At 65.7% G+C, this 23563-nt stretch carries 20 protein-coding genes; 14 read left to right on the top strand and 6 right to left on the bottom strand.

Annotated elements, in window-relative coordinates; genetic code table 11:
• Positions 1–391 precede the first annotated feature (391 nt).
• A complete protein-coding gene (locus tag QH195_RS23210) occupies positions 392–1285 on the bottom strand; it encodes a L,D-transpeptidase (RefSeq protein ID WP_280436987.1) in 894 nt (297 codons plus the stop codon).
• Between the two features lie 534 nt (positions 1286–1819).
• Here QH195_RS23210 and lppU point away from each other — a divergent pair.
• Positions 1820–2458 carry an LppU family putative lipoprotein gene (lppU, locus tag QH195_RS23205; RefSeq protein WP_280423336.1) on the top strand — a complete coding sequence of 213 codons (639 nt, stop codon included), beginning with the start codon at positions 1820–1822 and terminating at the stop codon, positions 2456–2458.
• A 69-nt stretch (positions 2459–2527) separates the two neighbouring features.
• Here lppU and QH195_RS23200 read toward each other — a convergent pair whose 3' ends face one another.
• Positions 2528–3220 (bottom strand): serine protease, encoded by a 693-nt coding sequence (locus QH195_RS23200; protein WP_280423335.1) that lies wholly within the window; start codon positions 3218–3220, stop codon positions 2528–2530.
• 610 nt (positions 3221–3830) lie between these two features.
• On the opposite strand from QH195_RS23200, the gene QH195_RS23195 reads away from it, so the two are divergent.
• From QH195_RS23195 to QH195_RS23150, 10 genes are all read left to right on the top strand, one after another.
• Positions 3831–4649, top strand: coding sequence for an MlaE family ABC transporter permease (locus QH195_RS23195; RefSeq protein WP_195055954.1), 819 nt, complete (start codon positions 3831–3833; stop codon positions 4647–4649).
• A 4-nt stretch (positions 4650–4653) separates the two neighbouring features.
• Complete coding sequence (locus QH195_RS23190; RefSeq protein ID WP_280423334.1) at positions 4654–5517, top strand: MlaE family ABC transporter permease; 864 nt, start codon at positions 4654–4656, stop codon at positions 5515–5517.
• A 4-nt stretch (positions 5518–5521) separates the two neighbouring features.
• Positions 5522–7066, top strand: coding sequence for an MlaD family protein (locus QH195_RS23185; RefSeq protein WP_280436986.1), 1545 nt, complete (start codon positions 5522–5524; stop codon positions 7064–7066).
• On the top strand, positions 7063–8094 hold the full coding sequence (locus QH195_RS23180) for an MCE family protein (RefSeq protein WP_280423332.1): 1032 nt from the start codon (positions 7063–7065) through the stop codon (positions 8092–8094). Before QH195_RS23185 ends, QH195_RS23180 begins: the two co-directional genes overlap by 4 nt.
• Positions 8091–9089 (top strand): MCE family protein, encoded by a 999-nt coding sequence (locus tag QH195_RS23175; protein ID WP_280436985.1) that lies wholly within the window; start codon positions 8091–8093, stop codon positions 9087–9089. Before QH195_RS23180 ends, QH195_RS23175 begins: the two co-directional genes overlap by 4 nt.
• On the top strand, positions 9086–10186 hold the full coding sequence (locus QH195_RS23170) for an MCE family protein (RefSeq protein WP_280436984.1): 1101 nt from the start codon (positions 9086–9088) through the stop codon (positions 10184–10186). Before QH195_RS23175 ends, QH195_RS23170 begins: the two co-directional genes overlap by 4 nt.
• Complete coding sequence (locus tag QH195_RS23165; protein WP_280436983.1) at positions 10183–11277, top strand: MCE family protein; 1095 nt, start codon at positions 10183–10185, stop codon at positions 11275–11277. Before QH195_RS23170 ends, QH195_RS23165 begins: the two co-directional genes overlap by 4 nt.
• Positions 11277–12437 (top strand): MlaD family protein, encoded by a 1161-nt coding sequence (locus tag QH195_RS23160; protein ID WP_280423328.1) that lies wholly within the window; start codon positions 11277–11279, stop codon positions 12435–12437. Before QH195_RS23165 ends, QH195_RS23160 begins: the two co-directional genes overlap by 1 nt.
• Positions 12438–12574: 137 nt before the next feature.
• Positions 12575–13603 (top strand): hypothetical protein, encoded by a 1029-nt coding sequence (locus QH195_RS23155; protein WP_280436982.1) that lies wholly within the window; start codon positions 12575–12577, stop codon positions 13601–13603.
• A gap of 36 nt (positions 13604–13639) precedes the next feature.
• Positions 13640–14269 carry a hypothetical protein gene (locus QH195_RS23150; protein WP_280423326.1) on the top strand — a complete coding sequence of 210 codons (630 nt, stop codon included), beginning with the start codon at positions 13640–13642 and terminating at the stop codon, positions 14267–14269.
• 105 nt (positions 14270–14374) lie between these two features.
• On the opposite strand, the gene QH195_RS35290 is transcribed toward QH195_RS23150, so the two are convergent.
• The 4 genes from QH195_RS35290 to QH195_RS23130 all read right to left on the bottom strand — a co-directional run bounded on the left by QH195_RS35290 (position 14375) and on the right by QH195_RS23130 (position 18125).
• Positions 14375–15061 (bottom strand): ribonuclease H family protein, encoded by a 687-nt coding sequence (locus QH195_RS35290; protein ID WP_432278851.1) that lies wholly within the window; start codon positions 15059–15061, stop codon positions 14375–14377.
• 9 nt (positions 15062–15070) lie between these two features.
• The gene (locus tag QH195_RS23140) at positions 15071–15544 is read right to left on the bottom strand and encodes an SRPBCC family protein (RefSeq protein WP_280423864.1); all 474 of its coding nucleotides are present in this window, start codon (positions 15542–15544) and stop codon (positions 15071–15073) included.
• A 357-nt stretch (positions 15545–15901) separates the two neighbouring features.
• Positions 15902–16705, bottom strand: a complete 804-nt coding sequence (locus QH195_RS23135; protein WP_280423865.1) for a TIGR03084 family metal-binding protein — start codon at positions 16703–16705, stop codon at positions 15902–15904.
• A 64-nt stretch (positions 16706–16769) separates the two neighbouring features.
• On the bottom strand, positions 16770–18125 hold the full coding sequence (locus QH195_RS23130; RefSeq protein WP_280423866.1) for a hypothetical protein: 1356 nt from the start codon (positions 18123–18125) through the stop codon (positions 16770–16772).
• 168 nt (positions 18126–18293) lie between these two features.
• Here QH195_RS23130 and QH195_RS23125 point away from each other — a divergent pair, with 168 nt between their 5' ends.
• The 3 genes from QH195_RS23125 to lon all read left to right on the top strand — a co-directional run bounded on the left by QH195_RS23125 (position 18294) and on the right by lon (position 23342).
• Entirely contained in the window at positions 18294–19103 is an 810-nt protein-coding gene (locus QH195_RS23125) for a cyclase family protein (RefSeq protein WP_280436981.1), read from the top strand.
• Positions 19100–20809 (top strand): thiamine pyrophosphate-binding protein, encoded by a 1710-nt coding sequence (locus QH195_RS23120; RefSeq protein ID WP_280436980.1) that lies wholly within the window; start codon positions 19100–19102, stop codon positions 20807–20809. The genes QH195_RS23125 and QH195_RS23120 overlap by 4 nt, the downstream gene beginning before the upstream one ends.
• A 151-nt stretch (positions 20810–20960) precedes the next feature.
• The gene (gene lon, locus QH195_RS23115) at positions 20961–23342 is read left to right on the top strand and encodes an endopeptidase La (RefSeq protein WP_280423869.1); all 2382 of its coding nucleotides are present in this window, start codon (positions 20961–20963) and stop codon (positions 23340–23342) included.
• Positions 23343–23563: the final 221 nt, after the last annotated feature.

Raw genomic sequence — 23563 nt, 5'->3', positions numbered from 1 at the left:
GGGCACAGCCGATTCGACCGACGCCGAGACCACTCCCGAGGTGACCGACGCACCGTCCGGCACGGAGACGGACGCGGAGCCGAGCCCGGCGCGCCGCAGGCGTGGCCGGCGGCGGGGCGGCCCCCCCCCGGGGGCCCGCGGGCGCAAACGGGGAGAGCACGGGGGGGGCGCCCCCGACCGGGGGGGGGCCCCCCCCCCGCCCCCTAAAATTTCTTTAAACCCCCCGGGGTTTAACACGTACCGGGGGTCCACCCCGTGCAGCCCCGGCCGTTCAGTTGCTCGCTCGGACCGTCCGCCTCCCCGGGCGGGGCCCGCCCGGTTCTGGGGCGACCGGCGGAAGTGAAGAACCGGGTTGACCGGGCCCTGCCGTCGAGCCGCGGAGCGGCTCCAACTACACAGTGTTCCAGTCACCCAGTCCGTCGCCCGCGTTCAAGGTGCCGCCCTGGGTGTTCTGCACGACCACCGCGTCGCCCTTGCCCACGTTCTCGTAGAACCATTTGCCGTCCTCGGTGCTCACGTTCAGGCAGCCGTGGCTGGTGTTGGCGTAACCCTGCGAACCGACCGACCACGGGGCGGCGTGCACGAAGATCCCGCTGTTGGAGATGCGAGTGGCGTACTCGACGTCGAGCTTGTAGCCCTCGGGGTCATCGATCGGCACCCCGTAGGTGGAGGAGTCCATGACCATTTCGCGTCGCTGTTCACCCACGATGTAGGTGCCGTTGGGGGTTTCGTGGCCGGGTTTGCCCATCGAGGTGGGCATTGTCCGCACGACCTCGCCGTTGCGGGTGACGGTGATGGTCTTGGTGTTGTCGTCGGCGGTGGCGATCACGGCGTCGCCGACGTGGAAGGCGCTGCGGCTACCTCCGGCCTCCACCACCACATCGGTCTGCGCGGGCCAGAACTCGGCCGGCCGCCAGCGCACCTGCTTATCGCTCCACCAGTAGAAATTGCCCGGCACCTCCGTGGACGGGGTGATCTTGATGGCCCGTTCGGCTGCGGCGCGATCGGTGATCGGCTCCTTGAAGTTGATGATGATCGGCTGTGCGATACCGACCTGTTCGCCCTCGGAGGGGTTGATCGCGGGCGGTGCGAAGTTCGCCGCCGGCGGTGTGGGCTCGGTGGCGCCCGCGGCCGAACCCGTAGGCAGACCCGGCAGCGCGTAGGCGGGCGCGGTGGCCACGGTGGTGGCGGTCGCGATCGCGGCCGTCAACAGGACACCCTGCCGGAGCCGGCGTGCAACCCGGCTGGTGGTCGGCAACGACGCGGTGTTCTCGGTGACATGCATAAGAGTGTTCGTCCGTCCATTCGACTCTGGAGCGTACGGCGGCCGGTGGCACACCGGTACGTGGAGTTGTGGAGCGGTCCCGACGGGCGGTGGAGCATCACGGAAGTCGTTCCATCCATGCTGGTGCGCCTCCGCTCCGAGGTCCTTCCTACTGCCTTCATCTCTTCGTGACCAACCTGCGTTTCCGTTACATAGCCGTTATGCATGACGGGTGGGATGAGCCACCCGCGGCCCTCGATGGGATCTATCGCGGGCCGGGTACGCCCGGGACCCGCGCGTTTTCCTGCCATCGACCGAGTTATGGCCGGAAAGTGACATGCCGGAGGTCAAACCTGTGAATGACATATGTCACGCGGCCTCGGCGGTAACGAGATCCGGTCGGCGTCCCCGGTTCGATCCCCAGTGGTGCGAGGTCTCACCGAGTCGACGCTCGCGCCGCCATGGTGTATTCATGGCGTGTTGTTCGATGCAAAGCTGTAGTGAGGTTCGGATTCGACGGGGGAAGGGTTCGGCGTCGCAGCGGGAGGACTGTGCGTGTCAGGATGGACTTCGTCTCGATGGACGGTGACGCTCGCCGGTATGGCGGCCGCGGTAGCGGTGGCGGGTTGTAGCTCCACCATCGAGGGCCGGGCGCTACCGGCGACCGAAACCGGAACCGTGGACGCCGTGGACGTGACGACCACGCCCGAGGCCGGGACGACCACCAGCACCACCACATCTGCCGCGCCGACCACAACCGAAACCGACGAAGACGGTATCGCCGGTTTCGATGCCGAGGTCGGTGATTGCGTACAGCTCGGCGGTACGACCACCGACGCCAGTATCGAAGAGGCGTCCTGTGGTACCGCCACCTCGAACTACCGGGTGATCGGTAAGGCCGCTCGCAGCACCGAATGCGTCGGCGATGCCGACAACTACTACGCGGAAAGCCGCAACGGGATCGAGACGGGCGCCCTGTGCCTGGATATCGACTGGGTGATCGGCGGCTGTATGGACGTGGGCAGCGGTACCACCGGGCCGGAGCGTATCGATTGCACCGAAACCACCGCCGTGGACGGGGTGAAGGTGGTCGCCATCGAGCAGAACGCCGACGACGTCAACGCCTGCGGTGCGGGCAGCAGTGGGTACGTGTACTCGGAACGTCGCTTCGTGGTGTGTGTAGAGGAACTCTGAGGCACGGCTGTACGAAAAACGAGCGGGCCCGATGGACCCGCTCGTTTTCCGGTACCGGCTGATCCCTTGTCAGATGGGCCGGAAGCCCGAACCGACACTCGCCCGGCTGTCGATATCACCCATGATGGTCGACATGTTGGTACCCACCTCGGGGCCGAAGCAAGCGATGGCGAGATAGGCGTTCACCATGCCGACCAGCGTGGAGCCGACAACGACCGGCGCGCCCGAGTCGCCTTCCATCACACACATCTGCGACCAGGTCTCGATACTGCTGGCGAAGATATCGCCATAGGCGATACCGCAGGTGTTGCCGGTGGTGCGGCCTTCCTTGCAGACGATATTCGGGAACTGTGCGGGCGCACCCACTCCGGTGATGCTGAGGTTGCCGACCCGGTTGACGGGGGTGACCCGGCCCGGTTCGAACTGCAGGACCGCGTAGTCGAGTTCTTGGTTCGAGTAGACGAACCGGCCGAGCACCCCGGCACCCGGATCCTGTTCGGAGTAGACCTCGTGTCCAGGTGTCCCGCAGTGTCCCGCGGTGAGTCCGACCAGGCGGCCGGCTCCGTCGTGGCCGATCGTGGTGAGCGTGCACTGAATCGCCGTATCGGACATGCGACCCGACTCCGAAGAGACGATCAGCCCTGATCCACCGCCGAGTACGGGCCGGCCGGGATCGGCGACCGCCGTCCCCGAGCCGAGCAGCGCCGCACTCAGGGCGACGGCGAAGACGGCACCGGCCGCCTGGGCGAGTTTCCTGAACATATCCCTCCAGACCTCGAAGCCCGCACGATATCAATGTGTGGCACCTCATCGTGGCAGCAACGGCCGCGCCGCGCGCCCCGAGACGCCGTTACCAGTGGGTTGCCTTGTGCACCTGGATAATTCGGCTGTTCGGTCGAGCATTCGGCCGGTGCGCGCCGTGTTCGGCGGAGACTGCGCGAAACTTCGGCCACGATACCTCCGGAAGAATAGCCCAATGCTATTAATTGCCTCCGCTGTGGCTACGCGCGTCGAGTAACAGTCGAATCTCCATGTCGCCGCGAATCGGTAATTTTCAGGAAAATCATCCGTTATTTATGTGAACGGTCATTCTCCACGGATCCATGTCCCGGGAACGCTTTATCGGCCGGTCAGCTGTAGGTTCTTCCAGAATCGCGGAACACTCATTGGGATACATACCAAGAAGTGCTGGATAACTCGATGGTCACGCCACGGAGTGATGAACGTCTGTGACGGCCCTCACCCGTCTATGGTGTGTTTCGCACTACTACGTAGTAAGGTGCCTCAAGCAAACCAGCCGTCGGGGTAGGTAACCGACGTCGAGAGGGGTTAGTCAGTGCAGTCGACCAAGAGTCCACCAACAGGTTCTCGGTTGAGCGGAGCGGTCGAGTGGACGCGGGACTACTGGCGCGACCACCCCAGACGTTCATTGGAGACCCTCGGCCGTCAGATGACGATGGGTGTCGAGGCCGTTACCGAGCTCGTGGTCAGTATCTTCCGCGGCCGATTCCCGCTCGCGGAGTTCATCCGGCAGTGCGCGTTCATGGCCAATGTGGCCGCGGCACCGACCCTGCTGGTCGCCATTCCGATCGGCGTCATCGTATCCATCCAGGTCGGATCGGTTGCGCAGCAGGTCGGAGCCACCTCGTTCATTGGTGCAGCCAACGGGCTCGGCATCATTCAGCAGGGTGCGCCACTGGTCACCGTTTTGATGATCGCCGGCGCCGTCGGTTCGGCCATCTGCGCCGATCTCGGATCTCGGACCATTCGCGAGGAAATCGACGCCATGAAAGTCATGGGTGTCGATCCGCTGCGCCGGCTGGTCGCGCCTCGTCTCGGCGCGGCAATGGTCGTCAGCGTGCTGCTCTGTGGTTTCGTTGTCTTCGTCGGATTTCTGACCGGCTACATTTTCAATATTTTCGTCCAGGGCGGCACCCCGGGTTCGTATATCTCGACCTTCGCATCGTTCGCAATTTCGCTCGATCTGCTTGTCGCTCTGCTGAAATCGCTGTTGTTCGGTCTGCTCGCGGCAATCATCGCCTGTGATACCGGATTGAATACCCGCGGTGGTCCGGGTGGTGTCGCCAACTCGGTGAATACCGCCGTTGTCATGTCCGCGGTGATGTTGTTCGGAGTGAATGTGATCTTCACCCAGGTGTACAACACCTTGTTCCCGCCTCAGGTGGTGTGAACCGGTGTCCGCAACCTATGTACCTCCGCTGCTGAAACCTCTTCAGCAGCTGCGTAAAGCCGCCGGTGCCCCGGTCGATATGCTCGCGCGGCTCGGACACCAGGTTTTCTTCTTCCTGCGGTCCATCGGTTCCATGCCGTTGGCATTCAAGCAGTATCCGAAAGAAGTATGGCGGCTGCTGTCCGACGTCACCTGGGGCAACGGAAATCTCATCGTCGGTGGCGGAACCATCGGCGTGGTGCTCATTCTGAGCGCCTTCGGCGGTATCACGGTCGGCCTGCAGGGCTACACCTCGCTCGACCTGCTCGGCCTGAGTCCGTTGACCGGCGCGATCTCCGCATTCGGCACCACGCGCGAATTGGGACCGCTGCTCGCCGCACTGGCATTCGCGGCCCAGGCAGGCTGTCGTTTCACCGCGCAACTCGGTGCGATGCGAATCTCCGAAGAGATCGATGCGCTGGAATCGATTGCGATCCGGCCACTGCCCTATCTGGTCAGCACTCGGATGATCGCGGCGATGATCACCATCCTGCCGCTGTACTGCCTCGGTCTCGCAATGGCCTACATCTCCTGCTCTCTCACGGTGCAGGTGATCGGCGATACCGCCAGCGGAACCTATCAGCACTATTTCTATCAGTTCCTGATCCCGACAGATGTCCTGTATTCGCTGCTCAAAGCAATACTCTTCGTTGCGATAACCACGTTCATCCAGTGCTACTACGGCTTTTTCGCCTCGGGTGGCCCGGAGGGCGTGGGTGTGGCGGCCGGTCGCGCGATCAAGATGTGCATCATCGTGGTCGTTTTCGTCGACCTCTTCATGACCTTGGCCATCTGGGGCGTCGACCCTGGTATCAGGATCTCGGGGTAGCACAATGATCATCGATCCGAGTGGGCGCGGGCCCACGATGAAGCAGTTGCTCATCGCCGGCGTATGCGGCCTGGTTGTCTTCATAGTGGTGCTCGGCTTCCTGATGGCCCGTTATCAGGGCTATTTCGTGGAAAAGGTGCGGGTGACCGCGAACCTCACCACCACCGGCGACGGGCTGCCACAGAAGGCAGATGTGAAGTTCCGCGGTGTCCTGGTAGGTGCGGTCGAAACGGTGTCGGTGGCTGCCCAGGGTGAACTCCAGCAGGTGAACATCGAGCTGAAGCCCGAATTCGTCGAGCAGATCCCGGCGAACGTCACCGCCCGGGTTGTGCCCAGCAACCTGTTCGCCGTTACCTCCGTGGAGCTGCTCTACAACGGCCCCACCGAGGCACACCTCGAAGAGGGCTCGCAGATCGCGGAGGACAAGAGCCAGGGCACCATAGCGCTGCAGGACACCCTGACCACGGTTCAGAACATTCTCGACCGGATCGATCCGATGCAGTTCGGCCGTGTCCTGGGCACCCTCTCGTATGCCCTCGACGGCAGCGGCCGGGCGCCGGGCTCCACCATCGAGCGGATCGACCACTGGCTGACCTCGGTGGACGGATCGATTCCGGACCTCGGCGTCTTCCTCCAGGACTTCGCGAATTCGGCGCATGCGCTGAACGAGTCGGCGCCGGAGCTGATGGACGTTCTCGCTTCGTCGGTGCAGACGGCGAGCACCATCGCCGACCGGCGCGAGCAACTCGTCGACCTGATCAGCGGGGCCGGGAGCACGGTCGACCAGGTCAACGATCTGTTCGCGCGGAACCCGAATACCGGTAAGGAGCTCACCGTCGGACTGAACCAGACCTTCGGCGCACTGGCCTCGAATCCGGCCGCCATCACCAATGCGATAAGCAACCTGAACACCTCGTCGCGCAACCTGCGTACGACGTTCAGCTGGGGTCCGCAGCAGCAGATGGTCTGGAACGCCGGGGTTTCGTTCACCCCGTTCAACCCGAACACCGTGGCGGACTGCCCGCGCTACGGTGACCTGGCCGGACCGAGCTGCTTCACCGCGCCCGCCGTGGCCGATCCCGGATATCTGCCCGAACAGATGAAACCGCGCCGGCTCCCCGCCGCCGACGGCCTGCCGGTGCTGCCGCCGATCCCCGGTCTGCCGCCGATCCCCGGCGTAACCACCGAGGTCGGTGTCCCCGCCCCGGCCGCACCGCCCGCGAACAACCCGTTCGCCGGGACGCCGCTGGAGGGGTTGTTCCCGCAGGGTCTGCCGCAGCTTCCGGGTCTGCCCGGCGCACCGGCCCCCGCGCCGGCCGCCCAGCCCGGTGCCCAGCCGCCGGCCCCGGCGGTCGAACCCGGTGCGGCGGCACCGGCGGCGGACGGTGACACCGGTGCCGCCCCCGCGGCCCGGCCGATCGCCTCCTACGAGGGCGATGCGGCGGTGGCTGCCCTGCTCGGCCGGCAGCCGACCTCAGTGGAGTACCTGATGTTGAGTTCGATTCTCGAAGGCGGAACCTTGCGAGTGACCGAGGAGGCGTCCGCGTGAAGGGGGTCCGTAAACCGCTGATCGGCTTCGGCCTGTTCGCGGTGGTATCGGTGCTGGTCACGGTGCTGGTGTGGAATACGCTCGCCCGCACCGTGGACGGTGGTACGAAATCGTATTCCGCGGTCTTCACCGATGTGCTGGGTCTGCGTGAGGGCGACGATGTCCGGATGGCGGGTGTGCGCGTCGGCAAGGTCGAGAAGATCGAGCTGACCGGCGAGTCGAATGCCAAGGTGAGCTTCATCGTCCAGGACGATCAGACCCTGTTCGGTAACACCAAAGCGCTGGTGCGGTACCAGAACCTGATCGGCCAGCGCTATGTGGCGCTGGCGCCCGGCTCCGGCGGGGATGCGTCCGAGTTGCCGGAGGACGCCACCATCCCGGTCGATCGCACCGAGCCGTCCTTCGATATCTCGGCGCTGCTCAACGGCTTCCAGCCGCTTTTCGAGGTGCTCGAACCCGAGCAGGTGAATCGGCTCTCGGAGACCTTCATCCTCGCCCTGCAGGGTGATCGGGTCTCGTTGAGTTCCTTCATCACCCAGGCGGCCACCATGGCCACCGATTTCCAACGGCGAGACGCCATTCTCAGCGATGTGATCACCAACCTCAGCGGCGTGATGGCGGGCCTGGCCAAACGAGGGGGCGAATTGGAGACGCTGATAACCCAGACGAGGGCGTTGATCGGCGGCCTGTACGAGCAGGGCCAGTCGCTGCTCTCCTCGACCGAACAGATCGCGGGTGCCACCACCGCGCTCGTCGGGATGGTCGGCAATATCCAGCCCAAGCTGGAGGCCGTCCAGAATTCGACACGTGACGCTTTGACCCTGTTCCTGGCCAACGGCGCCAAACTGGATCAGGCCGCGATCGACCTGCCCGCCATTCTCGCCGACGCGGGACGATTCACCTCCGAAGGCGCCTACGCGAACGCGTATATCTGCCGGTTGGATGTCTCGCTGTACGGAGTCCTGTTCCCCCGCGGTCTGTTCTCGCAGATCGGCGGCAATTCGCAATCGGCGGTGTGCCGGCCATGATGACCAAATTCAAAACCTGGTTCAACAACAATCGCTACTTCGGGCTCGGCATCATCGGCGTCATCGTCGTCGCCCTACTGGTCCTGGTGTCGAGCGGTTTCCGTAACCTCGGGATCGGCGAACAGTCGATCAAGGCCGAATTCGTTCAATCCGCGGGTATATCCGTCGGCGACAAGGTCAATGTGGCCGGCGTGCCGATGGGCCGGGTGTCGGCGGCCGAACTCGAAGGCGACCACGTCCTGCTCACCCTGCAGGTCTCCAACGATGTGGAACTCGGTCCCGATGCCCGGGCGGCCATCAAGATGGCCACCCTGCTCGGCGCCCGTTACGTCGATCTCGAACCCGGTGACGGTACGGGGCTGCCCGACGACCGCATCCCGAAGACCAACACCGCGGTCCCCTACGATCTCGCCGATGTGATCGACAAGGGCACCCCGGAATTCCAGGAGCTCGACCCCGGCAAACTCGCCGAATCGCTGAATCTGTTCAACGAACAGCTGCAGGGCTCCCCTGAGCTGGTCGCCCAGTCGCTGGACAGTATCGGGGCCTTGGCCAAGGTGATCGACAACCGCAAAGACGATGTCGAGCAGCTGATCAAGGACCTCGATCGGGTGACCACCATCCTGGCCGACAACCGCAACAGCGCCCTGCTGATCATCACCCAGGGCGAGGCCATCGCCTCGCGGGTGGTTGAACGGCAGCAGCTGCTGCGGACCCTGTTGGACAATGTGGCCACCCTGACCGCGCAGCTGCAGGCGATCGGCGCGCAGAACAACAACCAGTTCGGCACCACGCTCGACCAGCTGAACACTATGGCCGCAGGTCTGCAGAAGAACAAGGACAACCTCGACCGGTTGCTGTCGATCATGCCGCCGTCGGTGCGTTACCTGGCCAATGCGTGGGGTAACGGCAACTACGCCGAGGTCGGTATCCCGTGGCTGTTCCCGGACAACTGGTTGTGCTTCGCCCAAGTCGCCGAGGGGTGCCAGGGATGAATCCGTTGAACATCGACCTCGTGAAGAAGACCGCGAAAGCGCTGGTCATCGGCGCGTCGGCGCTGGCCCTGGGCAGCTGTTCGATGGTGAACAGTGTGGTGGGCGGCGATATGAAGATCACCGCGGATTTCGAGAACATCGCCGGTATGTACGAGGGCAACCCGATCACCGTGCTCGGACTCCAGGTCGGCAAGGTCGACAAGATCATTCCGCACGGCGATCTGGTGGAAGTCCATATGAGCATCGACAGTGATGTGGAGATCCCGAAATCCGCTATGGCCGTGGTGATCTCGCCGTCGATCGTCACCAACCGCCATATCGAGTTCACGCCGCGCTATGTCGAGGGCGAAACGCTCTCCGACGGCGATCACCTGCCGCTGGAGAAGACCGATGTGCCGGTGGAGCTGGATACGATGCTCAAAACCATCGATCAGTTCGCCGATGCGCTGAAACCGCAGGAGGGGCAGGAGGGTGTAGGTCCCCTGTCGGGCCGAGTGCTGTACCCGATGCTCAACGGTCAGGGCGAGAAGATGCGCGACACCCTCAACGCGCTGTCCAGTGCGCTGAAGGTCGGTGTCGACAACAAGGGCGCCATCGCCAACATCATCACCAAGCTCAACGAGCTGACCACGATGTTGGCCGAGAACGACCAGGCTGTCCGCGATTTCAGCAACCAGGCCACCCAGATGACCACCATGCTCGCCGAGCAGGCACCCGGCCTGCAGGCCACGTTGCAGCAGCTCTACGACTTCCTGAACAACACCAGCTCGATCTTCGGGCAGCATCAGGATCAGCTGGTGGACACGTTGACCAGGATGAACACGGTGATCGACCAATTGCGGCAGAACGCGCACGGGGTCACCGAAGTGGTCGACGTCGCGCCGATGCTGCTGCAGAACATCCACCGCTCGATGAACTACGAGCAGGGCTACGTCCGGTTGCACGCGCTGATCGGCACCAACCTCGCGGGCGGTGAAATCGTGAGCCTGTTCTGCGAACGGATTCAGATGCGATCCGACGGCTGCCGGACCGGCCGGCCCGAAGATTTCGGACCGGACTTCGGACTCACCGCCGCACTGCTGGGACTGACGAAATGATGCGAACAATCCGACGCGCCCGCCGCACCGTAGCCGCCCTGGTGGCGGCCGGTACGGTGGCGCTGGCCTCCGGTTGCGGCCTGACAGTGGAGGACATTCCGCTGCCGAAGCCCGGTGCGAGCGGGGAAACCTTCAACCTGCGGGCGGTATTCGACAATGCGCTGAATCTGCCCGACCAGGCCAAGGTGAAGGTCGGGGGTTCCGATGTCGGCGTGGTCACCAATATCGAGACCAAGAATTTCCAGGCCATCGTCGATATGGAGATTCGCAAGGACATCGAGCTTCCGATCGGGACCACCGCCGAACTGCGCCAGGCGACCCCTCTCGGCGATGTCTTCATCGCGGTGGCCAAACCGCAGACCGAACCGGGGACGGCCCTGCTCGAGGACGGTGACACCCTGCCCATCGAGCAGACATCGGCCGGCGCCACGGTGGAGGAACTGCTGCTGTCGGTATCGCTGATGTTCAACGGCGGCGGTATCGCCCACCTCACCCGGCTGGGCACCGAACTCGATTCCATCGTCGGCGGGCGCAGTGACCAGCTGGTACATCTGGTCAACGAGATCACCGGCGTGGTTTCCAGTATCAATGCGAACTCCGCGCAAATCGACAGCGTGCTGGGCGAATTCAGCGTGCTGGCCGGTACTCTCGACAGCCGGCGCAATGAACTCGGCCAGGTCGCCGATACGCTGCCGGATATGATCGGCGCGGTCGCCGAGAACAACCGGGCGCTGGGCGATCTGCTGAGCAAGATCTCCACCACGAGCGCCGCGCTCGGGGACTATGCGAACACCACCGGCGGCGATCTGGCGGGCACCCTCGACAACCTGAACAACTTGATGGCTGCGCTGGCGGCCACGGGGGACAAGTTCGGTGCACTGCTGGACATCCTGCACGAACTGCGCGGCCCCGTCGACGCCACCTTCCGCGGCAGCAGCCTGGCCGCCCAGGTCAATGTGACCAATCTCGATATCGCGATGCTCACCGCCCCTGGCACCAGCCACTTCTACGACGTGCGCGACCTACAGGATTTCGCGGGCAGCCTGATCCAGATCCTGCAGGTCGTCCAGCAGCGTGTGGGAGGCCAGTGATGTTGAAGAACAAGATGCTGTGGTCGAACCTCGGTATCGTCCTGGCGCTGCTCATCGGCGGAACCTATCTGATGGTCAACGTCATGCGGGTGAACCCGTTGCGCAGCACCTACACCGTCATCGTGAACCTGGACCGTTCCGGCGGTCTGCAACCCGGTAACGATGTGACGTTGCGCGGCTACCGGGTCGGCGAAGTGAGCAGCCTCGAACTCGTCGACAACGGCGCCGGGATCCAGGCCGAGGCCGAGATCGAATCCAAATGGGATATCCCGGTGGACACCAAGGTCGCCGTGCAGGCCCTGTCCGGCGCCGGCGAGCAGTACATCGATTTCCGGCCCGCCGGGAACCAGGGACCCTTCCTGACCGACGGCTCGGAGATCACCTTCGATCCCGAGCGCGTCAGCACCCCGGTACCGGTGTCGGCGGTGCTGGAGAATTCCAGCGATCTGATCGCCCAGGTGAACCCGGAGCACTTCTCGGTGATCCTGAACGAACTCGATATCGCGCTCAGCGGCGGCCCCGATCAGCTGCGTTCGCTGATCGAGGGAGTCAGCCTGGTCTCGGCCGGTCTGGAGAACCTGCTGCCGCAGACCACGAACCTGATCGCGAATCTGCGCACCATCGCCGCGACAACCTCGCAGGCCCAGCCCGACCTCGGCACGCTCACCGCGAATTCGCAGGTACTGTTCGACCAGTTCAACAAGGCGAATGCCGAACTGGTGAATGTGCTGGACCAGGCACCCGGACAGTTCGCGAGCGTTACCGCGACGCTGGATGCCACCAGCGATCCGATCACCGCGCTGGTGAACAATTTCGTCGCCGTCACCCGTGCGGCGCAACTACGCCAGCCGGCACTGGCGGCGCTGTTCCCCGCACTCGAACTCGGTGGCGCGGCGCTGGGTGTCCCCGCACACGACAACGAGTTCCACGCGATGCTCGATATCTGGTTCCGGCCCTACTGCCAGTACCAGTCCACTCCGGTGAAAACCCAGGTCGTCCAGGACGGCACGCTGCCGATGTGGAACTACTGTGACAACCCCGGCCCCGGCCAGCAGATCCGCGGCGCGGCCAACGCTCCGCGGCCGAACGTGCCGAACAACGGCGCACACATCCCGCCGGGTGTGGATCCGAACGAACGTACGCTGCCGCCCGTGCGGTAGTAGGAGACCGGTCGTCCGGCGCCGGGTGCGACGGTGCATACTCTCGCAGAGATGCCCGCCACACCCGGCGGTCGTTTTCCGGCCGGAAGATTACGGCGCGTCCGCCGAGATGCGCCGGGAAGGTGTGAACAGTACAGATGTCCTCGAAAAAACCCAGCTCCGACCCCTTGGAGCCGGAAGGCACTGGTGTGCCGGCGGACGACGCAGCTGAGCACACCACCTCCGGCGGTTCACCGACCGACAGCCCCGCGGCGACAGCCGAGCCGGCCGGTTCGGGTGAAACCGCGGATAAGGTAGCCGGGGAGTCCGCTGATTCGGACGCCACGGCGAAGGCCGAGAAAACCGGCCCGGATGCCACGGCGGAGGCCGGGAAGTCCAGCGCCGCGGATGCCGCGGTGAAGGAGGCGAAGCCCGCCGATCCCGATGCCACGGCAAAGATCGGCCGTCCGGGCTCGGCTGCCGAGGCAACGAACGAACCGGGCGACCCGGACGAGACAGTTGTGCTCGGCAAGGAGCCGGCAGCCGCGGATCCGACCGTCGCGCTCGGAAAGTCCGCGGCCGGTAAGCCGGCCGAGCCGGAGACCGAAGAGACCGCAAAGCCGGAGCAGTCCGATGCCGCCGAGACGGCAGCAGCCGCCTCGGCGAAGAAGTCTTCCGGGCTACGGTCTCGGTTCCCGCTGCCGGTGCTGGCGGGTGCTGCCGTGCTGTTGATCGCGGCCCTGGTCGCGGTCGGCATTTTCTTCTATCTCGCCAATGATCGCCAGGCCGAACTGGACCGGCGTGCCGCGGCCACCAAGGCTGCCTGCGATTTCGGGAACAGCTTCGCCACCTACACCGGCGACAAGGCCGACGACTACGTGACACGGCTGGACCAGACCGCGACCGGTGAATGGAAGAAACTGGTGTCGCAGATCGGTCCCGACCTGAAGGCCCGGTTCGCCGAAACCCAGGTCAACTCCACCGCCAGCGAGGTGCAGTGCGGTTACGAGTCCGGGGACGGTGACAAAGCACGCGTGGTGCTGGTGATCGACCAGCAGTTCACCACCGTTGGTGGCCCGCAGCAGCAGGCGCCCGGCCGGGTCAAGGTGGCGGCCAATGTCGATATGGAGAAGGTCGACGGTCGGTGGATGGTGGCAAATTTCGATACGCCGATGATGCAGCAGTAGCTCCGCGAGACGAATCAGAAGTTAGGACTCGAAGCTATGGCGAAGAACGAGACCGCGGCCCCGGCGTCGGACACCGACGGCAAATCAGGGCTGCTCCCGGTGGTGATCGCCTTTGTCACCGGAGTGGTGCTGGTGGCGCTGGTTGCCGCGGGGGTGCTGTATTTCCGCGCCTATCAGCAGAACAGTGGCGAACTCGCCGCGCAGGACGAATCCACCCGGACGGCATGCGATTTCGCCCGGTCGACCAACACCTACGATTTCGAGGGCGATCTCGACGGCTTCTTGAAGGCCATGAAAGACGGCGCCACCGATGACGTGGTGGGCTCGCTGGAGCAGAACTGGGAAGTGCTGCGTCAGCTGCTCACCGAATCCAAGGTGAAATCCTGGGTCGACGAGGCGACCTGCGGTTTCCAGTCCGGTGACGAGGAAAGCGCCAAGGTCCTGGTCAATATCGCGCTGATGAAGACGAATGCCGTGACGCCCGAACCGAAGCGGCAGGACATCGCGGTGGTCGCGGGCCTGGAGAAGGACGGCGACCGCTGGATCGTCAACCAGTGGGATCTGGCCATGCTGGCGGGCGCGGGCGGGGCCCCGGCCCAGCCGGCACCGGGCGGTCCCGCACCGGCGGCCCCGGAAGGCCAGCCGGCTCCCTTGCCCGGCAACTGATTCGGGCGCCTCCGGCGGTGGGTCGAGCCACCACCGCCGGAGGCTATTCGGGCGGTATCCAAATATCCGTACTACGACGACAACAGCGCGGGCGCCGCACCTGATTCAGAACAGGTGCAGTGCCTGCGCTGTTGTCGCGTAGTGGGGGGGGGGGCCCGGCGCCGGGTGCGCCGCCCTCCCGGGGGGCGCGGGGGGGGGGGGCCCCCGCCCCCCCCCCCCCGGTTCCGCAGCCTTCCCTGCTGCCGCGGAGGTCTCGAGCACCGGGTGCGCACCGGCGGGTTCACCGGCGGGGGTACTCACGGTCGTTTTCTCGCTGATGGCCGGGCGGGGGCCGGTTGCGTGGCGGTCGTCGCGCGGTGCGGTGGCCGCTGCCTTGCGGGCTGCGGCCCCGGCCAGTGCATCGGCCTGCTCGTTGAAGTAGTTGCCGACATGTCCGCGCACCCAGCGGAACCGGACCGGGCCCGGCCGGGCCGCGATGGCGTGGTCGATATCGCGAATGAGTTCGACATTCTTCACCGCGCCGCCGGTGGAGGTGCGCCAGCCGTTGTTACGCCAGTTGGGTAGCCATTCGGAAGCGCATTTGATCGCGTAGAGCGAATCGCTCTCGATCAGCAGTGGGTCGGAGCCGGGGTGGGACCGGATGGCCTCGAGCACCGCGCGTAATTCCGCGATCTGATTTGTACCCGTTGCCGCGCCACCGCTTTCGGCGCCACCCGCATGATCGACCCACGCCCAGCCGATGGCCCCGCCGGGGTTTCGCAGGCATGAACCGTCGGTACTCACGATGATCATGGCAGTACCCTACGCAAGTCGGCCGACAAGATCTGTACCGTGCAGTTCTTCGATTGCCGCGCGCAATCGCGATTCGCTGCGACGCAGTGCGGTGCGCAGCAGCGCCTTGCGCGGCCGGTCGCGTAAGGGGGCGGCGAAACCCCGTGAACCGGTGTAGTCGAGTTCCGAGGTGAGCACGGATCTCCCGCGACCGAGCGGATCGAAACGTAGTGTCAGACAGGCGGTGAGCGGTCCGCCGGCCAGCGTATAGCCGATCACCGCGTCCTGGCGGTGCTCGGTGATCTCGCAGTTCAGCACCGGATGCCACAGCCCGAACCGGAACCGGATGCCGTACTGGGCGCCGAGTCCGCGATCGATTTCGCCACGGGACGAAACGTGTTCGGCACCTGCCAGCCACTCCGTCATGGACCGGGGATTGTCTGTATAAGCGAAAGCCACGGTGATCGGCGCCGTCACATCGCTTGCGTACTTGATGAAGCCCACGGGCCCTCCCTCCACGGCTGCCCGACAAAAATACTATAGCCTTCCGCTTTATTTCTGGCAGTCCGTGAATCGATAGCCGCGCGACGCATATGTGATGTACGGCCGAATCGTGCCGAGATCGTATCAGAGCAGGTAGGCATCGAACCTGCTGTCACCGGGGTCCGGTGGGTGGAGACGAGCATCACAGTGGACGGCCGGTCCGCGGACCCGGAGACCGAGCGCGCCGCAGGTTTTCGCGGGCGGTGTCAGGGGTACATAACAGCAGCCGGCGAGCGCCGTACTCGACTGCCGCGCGCAGGCACCCCGGCCAACGATGTCCGGCTGCGCGGGAACCTGGTCCGGCGCTCGCCGGCCCCGTCAAACGAGCATGCCGGGCTTCCGGCCTTCCCCGGGTGGCCCCGCGAAGGCCTGGGCGATGGTCAGCCACTGGGCGGCGTCACTGCCGGTCGCCTGCAGCGCCAGATCGTCCGGATGGCGCCGTTGCGTCACCAGCAGGCAGAAATCGAGCGCCGGTCCGCTGACCCGCTGCTGCGCGTCCGGCGGGCCCCAGGACCACAGCGCGCCCGACGGTGCGGTGAGTTCGACCCGGAACTCCGCCGCCGGCGCCGGCAGTTCCCGGACGGCATAGGCGAAATTCCGGGTGCGCACCCCGATATGCGCCACGGCGCGTAACCGATCGGTCGGCTCACGCCGGACGCCGAGGGCATCGGCGATGTCTTGACCGTGGGCCCAGGTTTCCATGAGCCGGGCGGTGGCCATCGACCCCGGGCGCATGGGCGGTCCGAACCAGGCGACTTTGGTGTCGCCGGGTACCGCACGTAACGCCGTGGCCAGGGTCGCGCGGCCGTCTCGCCAGCGTTGCAGCAGGTCCGGTACGGGCATCTCGGCGGCTTCGGCCGCGGCGTCGTCGACGAAGGTGCCTATGCGGGCGGCGGCCTCGGTCAGCAGTTCGGTGAAGTTGGTGTCACCGGTTCGCGCGTCGGTGGCGGACAGGCCTGCGACCTCGTCGGTCCAGGCGAGATGGCCGATCTGATGGGCGATGGTCCAGCCGGCGGCGGGGGTGGGCCGGGCCCATTCTGCGGGTGCCAGCGGTGCGACCAGTGCTTCTAGTTCGGCGCTCTCGGCGGCCAGGTCGTCGAGCAGGGTGTTCAGGTCGGCCATGTGCCCAGCATTCCAGCGCCGCGGGCCGAATACAAGCAAGCGTGCTTGTATTTTCTGATAGGGGCTACCAGCCGAAGATCAGCAGGTGGGTGGCGCCTACGAACAGTCCGAGCACCGCACCGTGCAGATACAACAGCCAGGCATCCTGTTCGACCGACGCATAGAACATTTCCATGAACTCGCCGGGCGTCAGCTGCTGGAGTTTGCGGGCGGCGAACTCATCGATCTTCTCGGCCTGCTCCCGGATGAAATCGGCATCCCCGACCAGCGCCGGAGCCAGCCCCACGGCCGCACCGGCCGCGCCCACCTTCAGATTGTCGAATTGCCGGCGGCCGAACGCGGCACGCACCACCGAGGTCGTCCGGCCCAGTTGCCGGTGGATCTCGTCGGAGATGAGTTGTTCGAGCAGCAGGCGGGTCTTGTCGCCGTTCGGTCCGTTCAACAGTTCGTTGGACAGATTCGGCAGGGTCAGCACCTGATAGGCGAGAATATGGGCCAGATCGACAGCGGCCTGCGGCTGCCGTTTGGCCAGCAGCGCCTGTTTCCACAGATATTTGTAGCGCGGTTGCGGATCACCCGGCGTGAACACCACCCGGATGGCGATGATATTCACCATCACGCCGATGAGTGCCGTCACCAGCAGGACGATCACCCAGGCGGGGACCCAGCCCCAGACCGGGATGTCCTGGTGAATATGCAGATACAACGCCAGCAGCAAGCCGAACGGTGCACCGAGCAAACCGATCCGGACCATGAATTTCAGCTCCGGAGCCGCGATGGTGGTGGTGAGGTCCTTGAGGATATGCGGGTTGTCCTGCAGATAGCGGATGACGAAACCCTTGATATCGATCAGTTGATCGACATTGTCGCCGAGCGAGGTGAACGCCTTCTCGCAGAGTTCCGGCATCTCCCGCTCGACCCGCTGGTAGATGAGCTGGCGCATCGGTCGCGGGAGACTCTTCCACAGATCCGGGTTCTCCCGGTTCATCACCTCGTCGACTATGGATTCGACCTGTTTTCCGGCGAGGGCGGCGACATAGTCGGCGATACCGTCGAGATCGAGTTCGTGAATGAAATCTCGGGGACTGCCGATTCGCATCAACGCTTTGTCGACGCAGATACTGGCCATTTTCTCGGCCCGGGCCGGAATGAAACCCTGGAAGCCGAGCCGGGAACCGTCCTCGGAAAATGTGGGCAGCACCTGCACCCGGCGCGGGAGATAAGGGTAGAGCACCGCGAGCCCCGGAATCCGGACGCCACGGAACAGCAGCGGCCAGAAGAGCATCACCACACCGGTCCAGTTGGTGAACCAGCCGGCCGCCGCGCTGAATATCGGAAAACTGATCAGGTCGACCACGAATTTGGTCTGCCCGGTGAGTTCCTCCCAATCGATCAACACTCCGGACGAGAGTGTGATCATCGCGCGCTCCCCTTGGGCCGGATTGTGGATTCGATGATCACATTGTCACCGGGCCGTCCCGAGTGTCAATCAGGGGCCCTGCCCGCCCGGTGATCACCGGGCGCCGGGCGTACGGACCGTGGTGGACATCCCGCCCCCGTCGCGTCGGAACGGGAATAAGGTCCCCATATGACCGATCCTCAGGCCGCCGCCATCGCGCTGTCGACCTTCCTCGACGCCGTCACCACGGGAAAATTGGAAGTAGTCGACCTGACCACCGCGCTGAGCAGTTCGACCCCGGCGCTGCGCCTGCCCGCACCCTTCGCCAACCTGATCGATTTCAGCCTGGAGGAGGTCAGCGCCTACGACGAACCCGGCCCGTTCTGGCGGCACAACAACATCCACACCGGGGAACATGTGGGCACTCATCTCGACGCACCGGTGCACTGGGTCACCGGCCGCGACGGTGACGATGTATCGCAGATTCCGGTGCGGCGGCTGATCGGGCGTGCGGCGGTTCTCGACCTGACCGAGCGGGTCGCCGCGGATCCGGACTATCTGCTCACCGTCGCCGATGTCGAGGCCTGGGAGCGCGTCCACGGCCCGCTGACCGCGGGTACCTGGCTGTTGCTGCGCACCGGCTGGGAATCCCGGGGCCATTCCGAGGCGGCATTCCTCAACGCCGACGACACCGGATCACATACGCCCGGCGTGGCGGTCGAGTGCGCTCGCTGGCTGGCGACCGAACGTGAGATCACCGGGCTGGGGGTGGAGACCGTCGGGGTGGACGCGGGGCTCGCCGGTGGGTTCGACCCGGCCTTCCCGGTGCACCACTACTTCCTCGGCAACGACAAGTACGGACTCACCTCGCTGCGCAATCTGGGTCGGCTGCCGGCGGTGGGCGCGATGCTGGTGGTGACCCCCTTGCCGATCGTCGGCGGCACCGGTAGCCCGGCGCGGGTGCTCGCCGTCGTCGACCCGGACGGTGCGCTGGGATGACGTCCGCGCAGCGTGCCGCTTCGGCCGGCGCGGAGGATCCGCAGGTCTACGGTCCCACGGTCGCCGATGTGGTGGGCCGCGCGCTGGCCGACCTGGGCGCCGGGCATGTCTTCGGTGTCGTCGGCAGCGGGAATTTCGTGCTCACCGAGGCGCTGCGCCGGGGCGGGGTGCCGTTCACCGCGACCCGGCACGAGGGCGGCGCCGCGACCATGGCCGACGCGTACACGCGGATGTCGGGCCGGGTCGGCGTGGTCTCACTGCACCAGGGGTGCGGATTGACCAATGCGATGACCGGTATCGGCGAGGCCGCCAAGAGCCGCACTCCGATGCTCGTGCTGACCGCCGACAGCCCGGCCGCGGCGCTGCGGTCCAATTTTCGGATCGATCAGGGCACGCTGGTTCGGAGCGTGGGCGCGGTGAGCGACCGGGTGTACTCGGCCGCGACCGCGGTCGCCGATGTGACGCGGGCATTCCGCACCGCCGTCGCGCAGCGGCGCACCGTGGTGCTGAATGTGGCGATCGATATCGCCGCCGCGGCGTGTTCGGTGGCCGGGCCGGTCGAGTCGGTGGTGGCACCCGCGGGCGTCCGGCCGGACGGTGACTCGGTGGCGCGGCTGGCCGAAACCCTCCGGGCGGCGCGGAAACCGGTATTCGTCGCCGGGCGGGGCGCCCGATCCGCCGGGCCCGCCGTGGCCGAACTGGCGAGGGCCTGCGGTGCGCTGCTCGCCACGTCGGCGGTCGCGAACGGCTTGTTCACAAATGAAGAGTTCGCCCTGGGGATATCCGGCGGCTTCTCGTCGCCGGCCACGGCCGAGCTCATCGCCGGGGCGGACCTGATCGTCGGCTGGGGGTGCGCGCTGAACAACTGGACCATGCGGCACGGTCGTCTGATCGGCGCGGGCACTCGGGTCGTTCAGGTCGACGACGATATCGATGCCATCGGCGCCTACCGTCCGGTCGATTTCGGGGTGCTCGGGGATTGCGCCGCGACCGCCCGGGATGTTCTTGCCGCATTGCGTTCATCCGGTTCGCCCGGACGGAACGGCTACCGCACCGGTGATGTCGCGGAGCGAATTGCGAAATCGGCCCGCTGGCAGGATGTCCCAGTGGAAGACAGTTCCACCGCTGACCGGATCGACCCCCGCGTGCTGACGATCGCGCTCGACGAGATTCTCCCGTCGCAGCGGATCGTTGCGATCGACTCGGGGAACTTCATGGGTTATCCGGCGACCCACCTCTCGGTGCCCGACGAGTTCGGATTCTGTTTCACCCAGGCCTTCCAATCGATCGGCCTCGGGCTGCACACCGCGATCGGCGCGGGCTTCGCGCAACCCCACCGGCTTCCGGTTCTGGGTGCCGGTGACGGCGGGTTCCTGATGTCGATCGCCGAACTGGAGACGGCGGTTCGCACCGGAACTCCGCTGGTGGCAATCGTTTACAACGACTCCGCCTACGGCGCCGAGGTCCATCATTTCGGTGACGCCGATCACACCACTGTGACTTTTCCGGAAACCGATATCGCCGCCATCGCCGAAGGATTCGGCGCCATCGGGGTGACTGTTCGCTCGGCCCGTGATCTGATGCCCGTCCGCGAGTGGGTCGAGCGCTACCGAACCGGCGAGCAGCAACGACCGCTGGTGATCGACGCGAAGATCACCAGCGACGGCGGCGCCTGGTGGCTCGCGGAGGCGTTCGCCGGACACTGATCACCGGGTGGCCGCATCGCTCGGGGTCGATCGAGTCCGGTGCTTGTTCCAAGACGTTGGTTCGCCCTGGGTGAACACGGGGACCGGGTTGGAACAATGACGAACCTCGAGAAGTTGAGTCGGGATAGCTCAACTATTGGAGGTTGTGTTCGTGACTACACCACTGAATCTTCCGGTGCTGTTCCTGACCGATCCCATCGTGCTGCCGGGCATGGTCGTCCCGATCGAGCTGGACGAATCCGCACAGGCGGCGATCGATGCCGCGCAGGCCGCGAAGACCGGAACCGTACTGCTCGCCCCCCGCCTGACCGAGGGATACGCCGCCTATGGTGTGCTCGCCACCATCGAGCAGATCGGCCGGATGCGCGGCGGTACTCCCGCCGCCGTGCTCAAGGCGGAACGGCGTGTGAAGATCGGCCACGGGGTCACCGGGCCCGGGGCCGCGCTGTGGGTGGAGGCCGAGCCGGTCGATACCCCCGACGCCGACGGCCGCACCCGTGAACTGGCCGACGAGTACAAGAAGCTCGTGGTCTCGGTACTGCAGCGCCGGGAGGCGTGGCAGATGATCGACGCCTTCAACCAGCTCACCGACCCCTCTGCCATCGCCGATACCGCCGGCTACGCCGCCTATCTCACCGCCGAACAGAAACGGGAACTGCTCGAAACCCCGGATGTCACGGCGCGGCTGAACCGGCTCATCGAATGGACGCGGGCGCATATCGCGGAGGCCGAGGTCACCGAGAAGATCGGTGACGAGGTCCGCGAGAACATGGAGAAGAGTCAGCGCGAATTCCTGCTGCGCCAGCAGCTCAACGCCATCCGCAAGGAATTGGGTGAGGACGAACCGGACGGCGCCGACGACTACCGGACCCGAGTCGAGCAGGCGGACCTGCCCGAATCCGTCCGGGAGGCAGCGTTGCGCGAGGTGGCCCGGCTGGAGCGGTCCAGCGACCAGAGTCCGGAAACCGGCTGGATCCGCACCTGGCTCGATACCGTGCTGGAACTGCCGTGGCAGGTGAAAACCACCGACTCCACCGATGTATCGGCCGCGCGGGCCGTACTCGACGCCGACCACCACGGCCTGGACGAAGTGAAGGACCGGATGGTCGAGTACCTCGCGGTCCGGGCGCGGCGTGCGCGGCGCGGGCTCGAGGTCGTCGGTGGGCGCGGGTCGGGTGCCGTGCTGGTGCTGGCCGGGCCTCCCGGGGTGGGTAAGACTTCGCTCGGCGAATCGGTCGCCCGGGCGCTGGGCCGCAAGTTCGTGCGGGTCGCGCTCGGCGGCGTACGGGACGAGGCCGAGATCCGCGGCCACCGGCGCACCTACGTGGGTGCGATGCCCGGCCGGATCGTGCGGGCGATCAAGGAAGCCGGTTCGATGAATCCGGTCGTCCTGCTCGACGAGGTGGACAAACTGGGTGCCGATTTCCGCGGAGATCCCGCCTCGGCGCTGCTCGAGGTGCTGGACCCCGCCCAGAACCACACCTTCCGCGATCACTACCTGGATATGGACCTCGACCTGTCCGATGTGCTGTTCCTGGCGACCGCGAACGTGATGGAAACCATCCCCGGCCCGCTGCTGGACCGGATGGAAGTGATCACCGTGGACGGCTACACCGAGGACGACAAGGTGGCCATCGCCCGCGACTTCCTGCTGCCCCGTCAGCTGGAACGCAATGCGCTCACCGCCGAGGAAGTCCAGGTCACCGATGCCGCACTGCGCGAGATCGCGGCCGATTACACCCGGGAGGCCGGGGTCCGGCAGATGGAACGGCTCATCGCCAAGGTGCTGCGCAAGGCCGCTACCCGGTTGTCCGAGACCGGGGGCACGGGTGATGCCACCGCGGTGGATACCGACGAACCCCGGGAAACCCTGCGCATCGATGTCGGTGATCTGAAGGATTACCTCGGCCGTCCCCGATTCACTCCGGACTCGGCGGAACGCACGGCCGTGCCGGGTGTGGCGACCGGACTCGCTGTCACCGGGCTGGGCGGTGATGTCCTCTACATCGAGGCGAACACCGCCGAGGGGGACCGCAACCTCACCCTGACCGGTCAGCTGGGCGATGTGATGAAGGAATCGGCGCAGATCGCGCTGACCTACGTGCGCTCGCATCTGGGTGAAATCGGTATCGAACCCGGAGTCCTGGACCGCAGCCTGCACCTGCACGTTCCCGCGGGTGCCGTGCCCAAGGACGGTCCGTCCGCCGGTGTCACCATGGTGACCGCGCTGGTCTCGCTGGCGCTCGGGCGGCCGGTGCGCTCGGATGTGGGTATGACCGGTGAGGTCACGCTCAACGGCCGGGTGCTGCCGATCGGTGGCGTGAAGCAGAAACTGCTGGCGGCGCAGCGTGCGGGTCTGAAGACGGTGTTCATTCCGGCGCGTAACGAACCGGATCTGGACGACGTCCCCGCCGATGTGCTGGCCGAACTGGATGTTCGTCCGGTGGCCGACGTGGCCGAAATCCTGGCTTACGCCATCGAGCCGATCCGGGAACCGGCCTTCGACGACCGGTCCCTGGCGGCCACCGCCTGACCTGCCTTCGGTTCCGCGGGCCGCGATAGCCCTCATCGGCTACCGCGGCCCGCTAGCGTTTCACCGAGTGTTCCCCTCCGCCCGGCCGGTCCACCCCCTCGGCGCTTGCCTGTGTCCGGCCTGTGACGGCGTGGTCATAGCCGACCACGAATTCCTGACGGTTCGGTGACGCCCTGCCCGCGGACCTTCCCGAACCGTGCTCGCAATGACACCATCCGCAC

Source organism: Nocardia carnea, from assembly GCF_029868855.1.
Taxonomy (GTDB): Bacteria; Actinomycetota; Actinomycetes; order Mycobacteriales; family Mycobacteriaceae; genus Nocardia; species Nocardia carnea_A.
This window is presented reverse-complemented; position numbering and strand designations above follow the sequence as displayed.

What these genes read in the sequence shown, in the direction of transcription:
- QH195_RS23210 (WP_280436987.1), bottom strand. Translation starts at nt 1,285, where the DNA reads ATGCATGTCACCGAGAACACCGCGTCGTTGCCGACCACCAGCCGGGTT.
- QH195_RS23200 (WP_280423335.1), bottom strand. Translation starts at nt 3,220, where the DNA reads ATGTTCAGGAAACTCGCCCAGGCGGCCGGTGCCGTCTTCGCCGTCGCC.
- QH195_RS23185 (WP_280436986.1), top strand. Translation starts at nt 5,522, where the DNA reads ATGATCATCGATCCGAGTGGGCGCGGGCCCACGATGAAGCAGTTGCTC.
- QH195_RS23175 (WP_280436985.1), top strand. Translation starts at nt 8,091, where the DNA reads ATGATGACCAAATTCAAAACCTGGTTCAACAACAATCGCTACTTCGGG.
- QH195_RS23170 (WP_280436984.1), top strand. Translation starts at nt 9,086, where the DNA reads ATGAATCCGTTGAACATCGACCTCGTGAAGAAGACCGCGAAAGCGCTG.
- QH195_RS23165 (WP_280436983.1), top strand. Translation starts at nt 10,183, where the DNA reads ATGATGCGAACAATCCGACGCGCCCGCCGCACCGTAGCCGCCCTGGTG.
- QH195_RS23160 (WP_280423328.1), top strand. Translation starts at nt 11,277, where the DNA reads ATGTTGAAGAACAAGATGCTGTGGTCGAACCTCGGTATCGTCCTGGCG.
- QH195_RS23155 (WP_280436982.1), top strand. Translation starts at nt 12,575, where the DNA reads ATGTCCTCGAAAAAACCCAGCTCCGACCCCTTGGAGCCGGAAGGCACT.
- QH195_RS23150 (WP_280423326.1), top strand. Translation starts at nt 13,640, where the DNA reads ATGGCGAAGAACGAGACCGCGGCCCCGGCGTCGGACACCGACGGCAAA.
- QH195_RS35290 (WP_432278851.1), bottom strand. Translation starts at nt 15,061, where the DNA reads ATGATCATCGTGAGTACCGACGGTTCATGCCTGCGAAACCCCGGCGGG.
- QH195_RS23135 (WP_280423865.1), bottom strand. Translation starts at nt 16,705, where the DNA reads ATGGCCGACCTGAACACCCTGCTCGACGACCTGGCCGCCGAGAGCGCC.
- QH195_RS23130 (WP_280423866.1), bottom strand. Translation starts at nt 18,125, where the DNA reads ATGATCACACTCTCGTCCGGAGTGTTGATCGATTGGGAGGAACTCACC.
- QH195_RS23125 (WP_280436981.1), top strand. Translation starts at nt 18,294, where the DNA reads ATGACCGATCCTCAGGCCGCCGCCATCGCGCTGTCGACCTTCCTCGAC.
- QH195_RS23120 (WP_280436980.1), top strand. Translation starts at nt 19,100, where the DNA reads ATGACGTCCGCGCAGCGTGCCGCTTCGGCCGGCGCGGAGGATCCGCAG.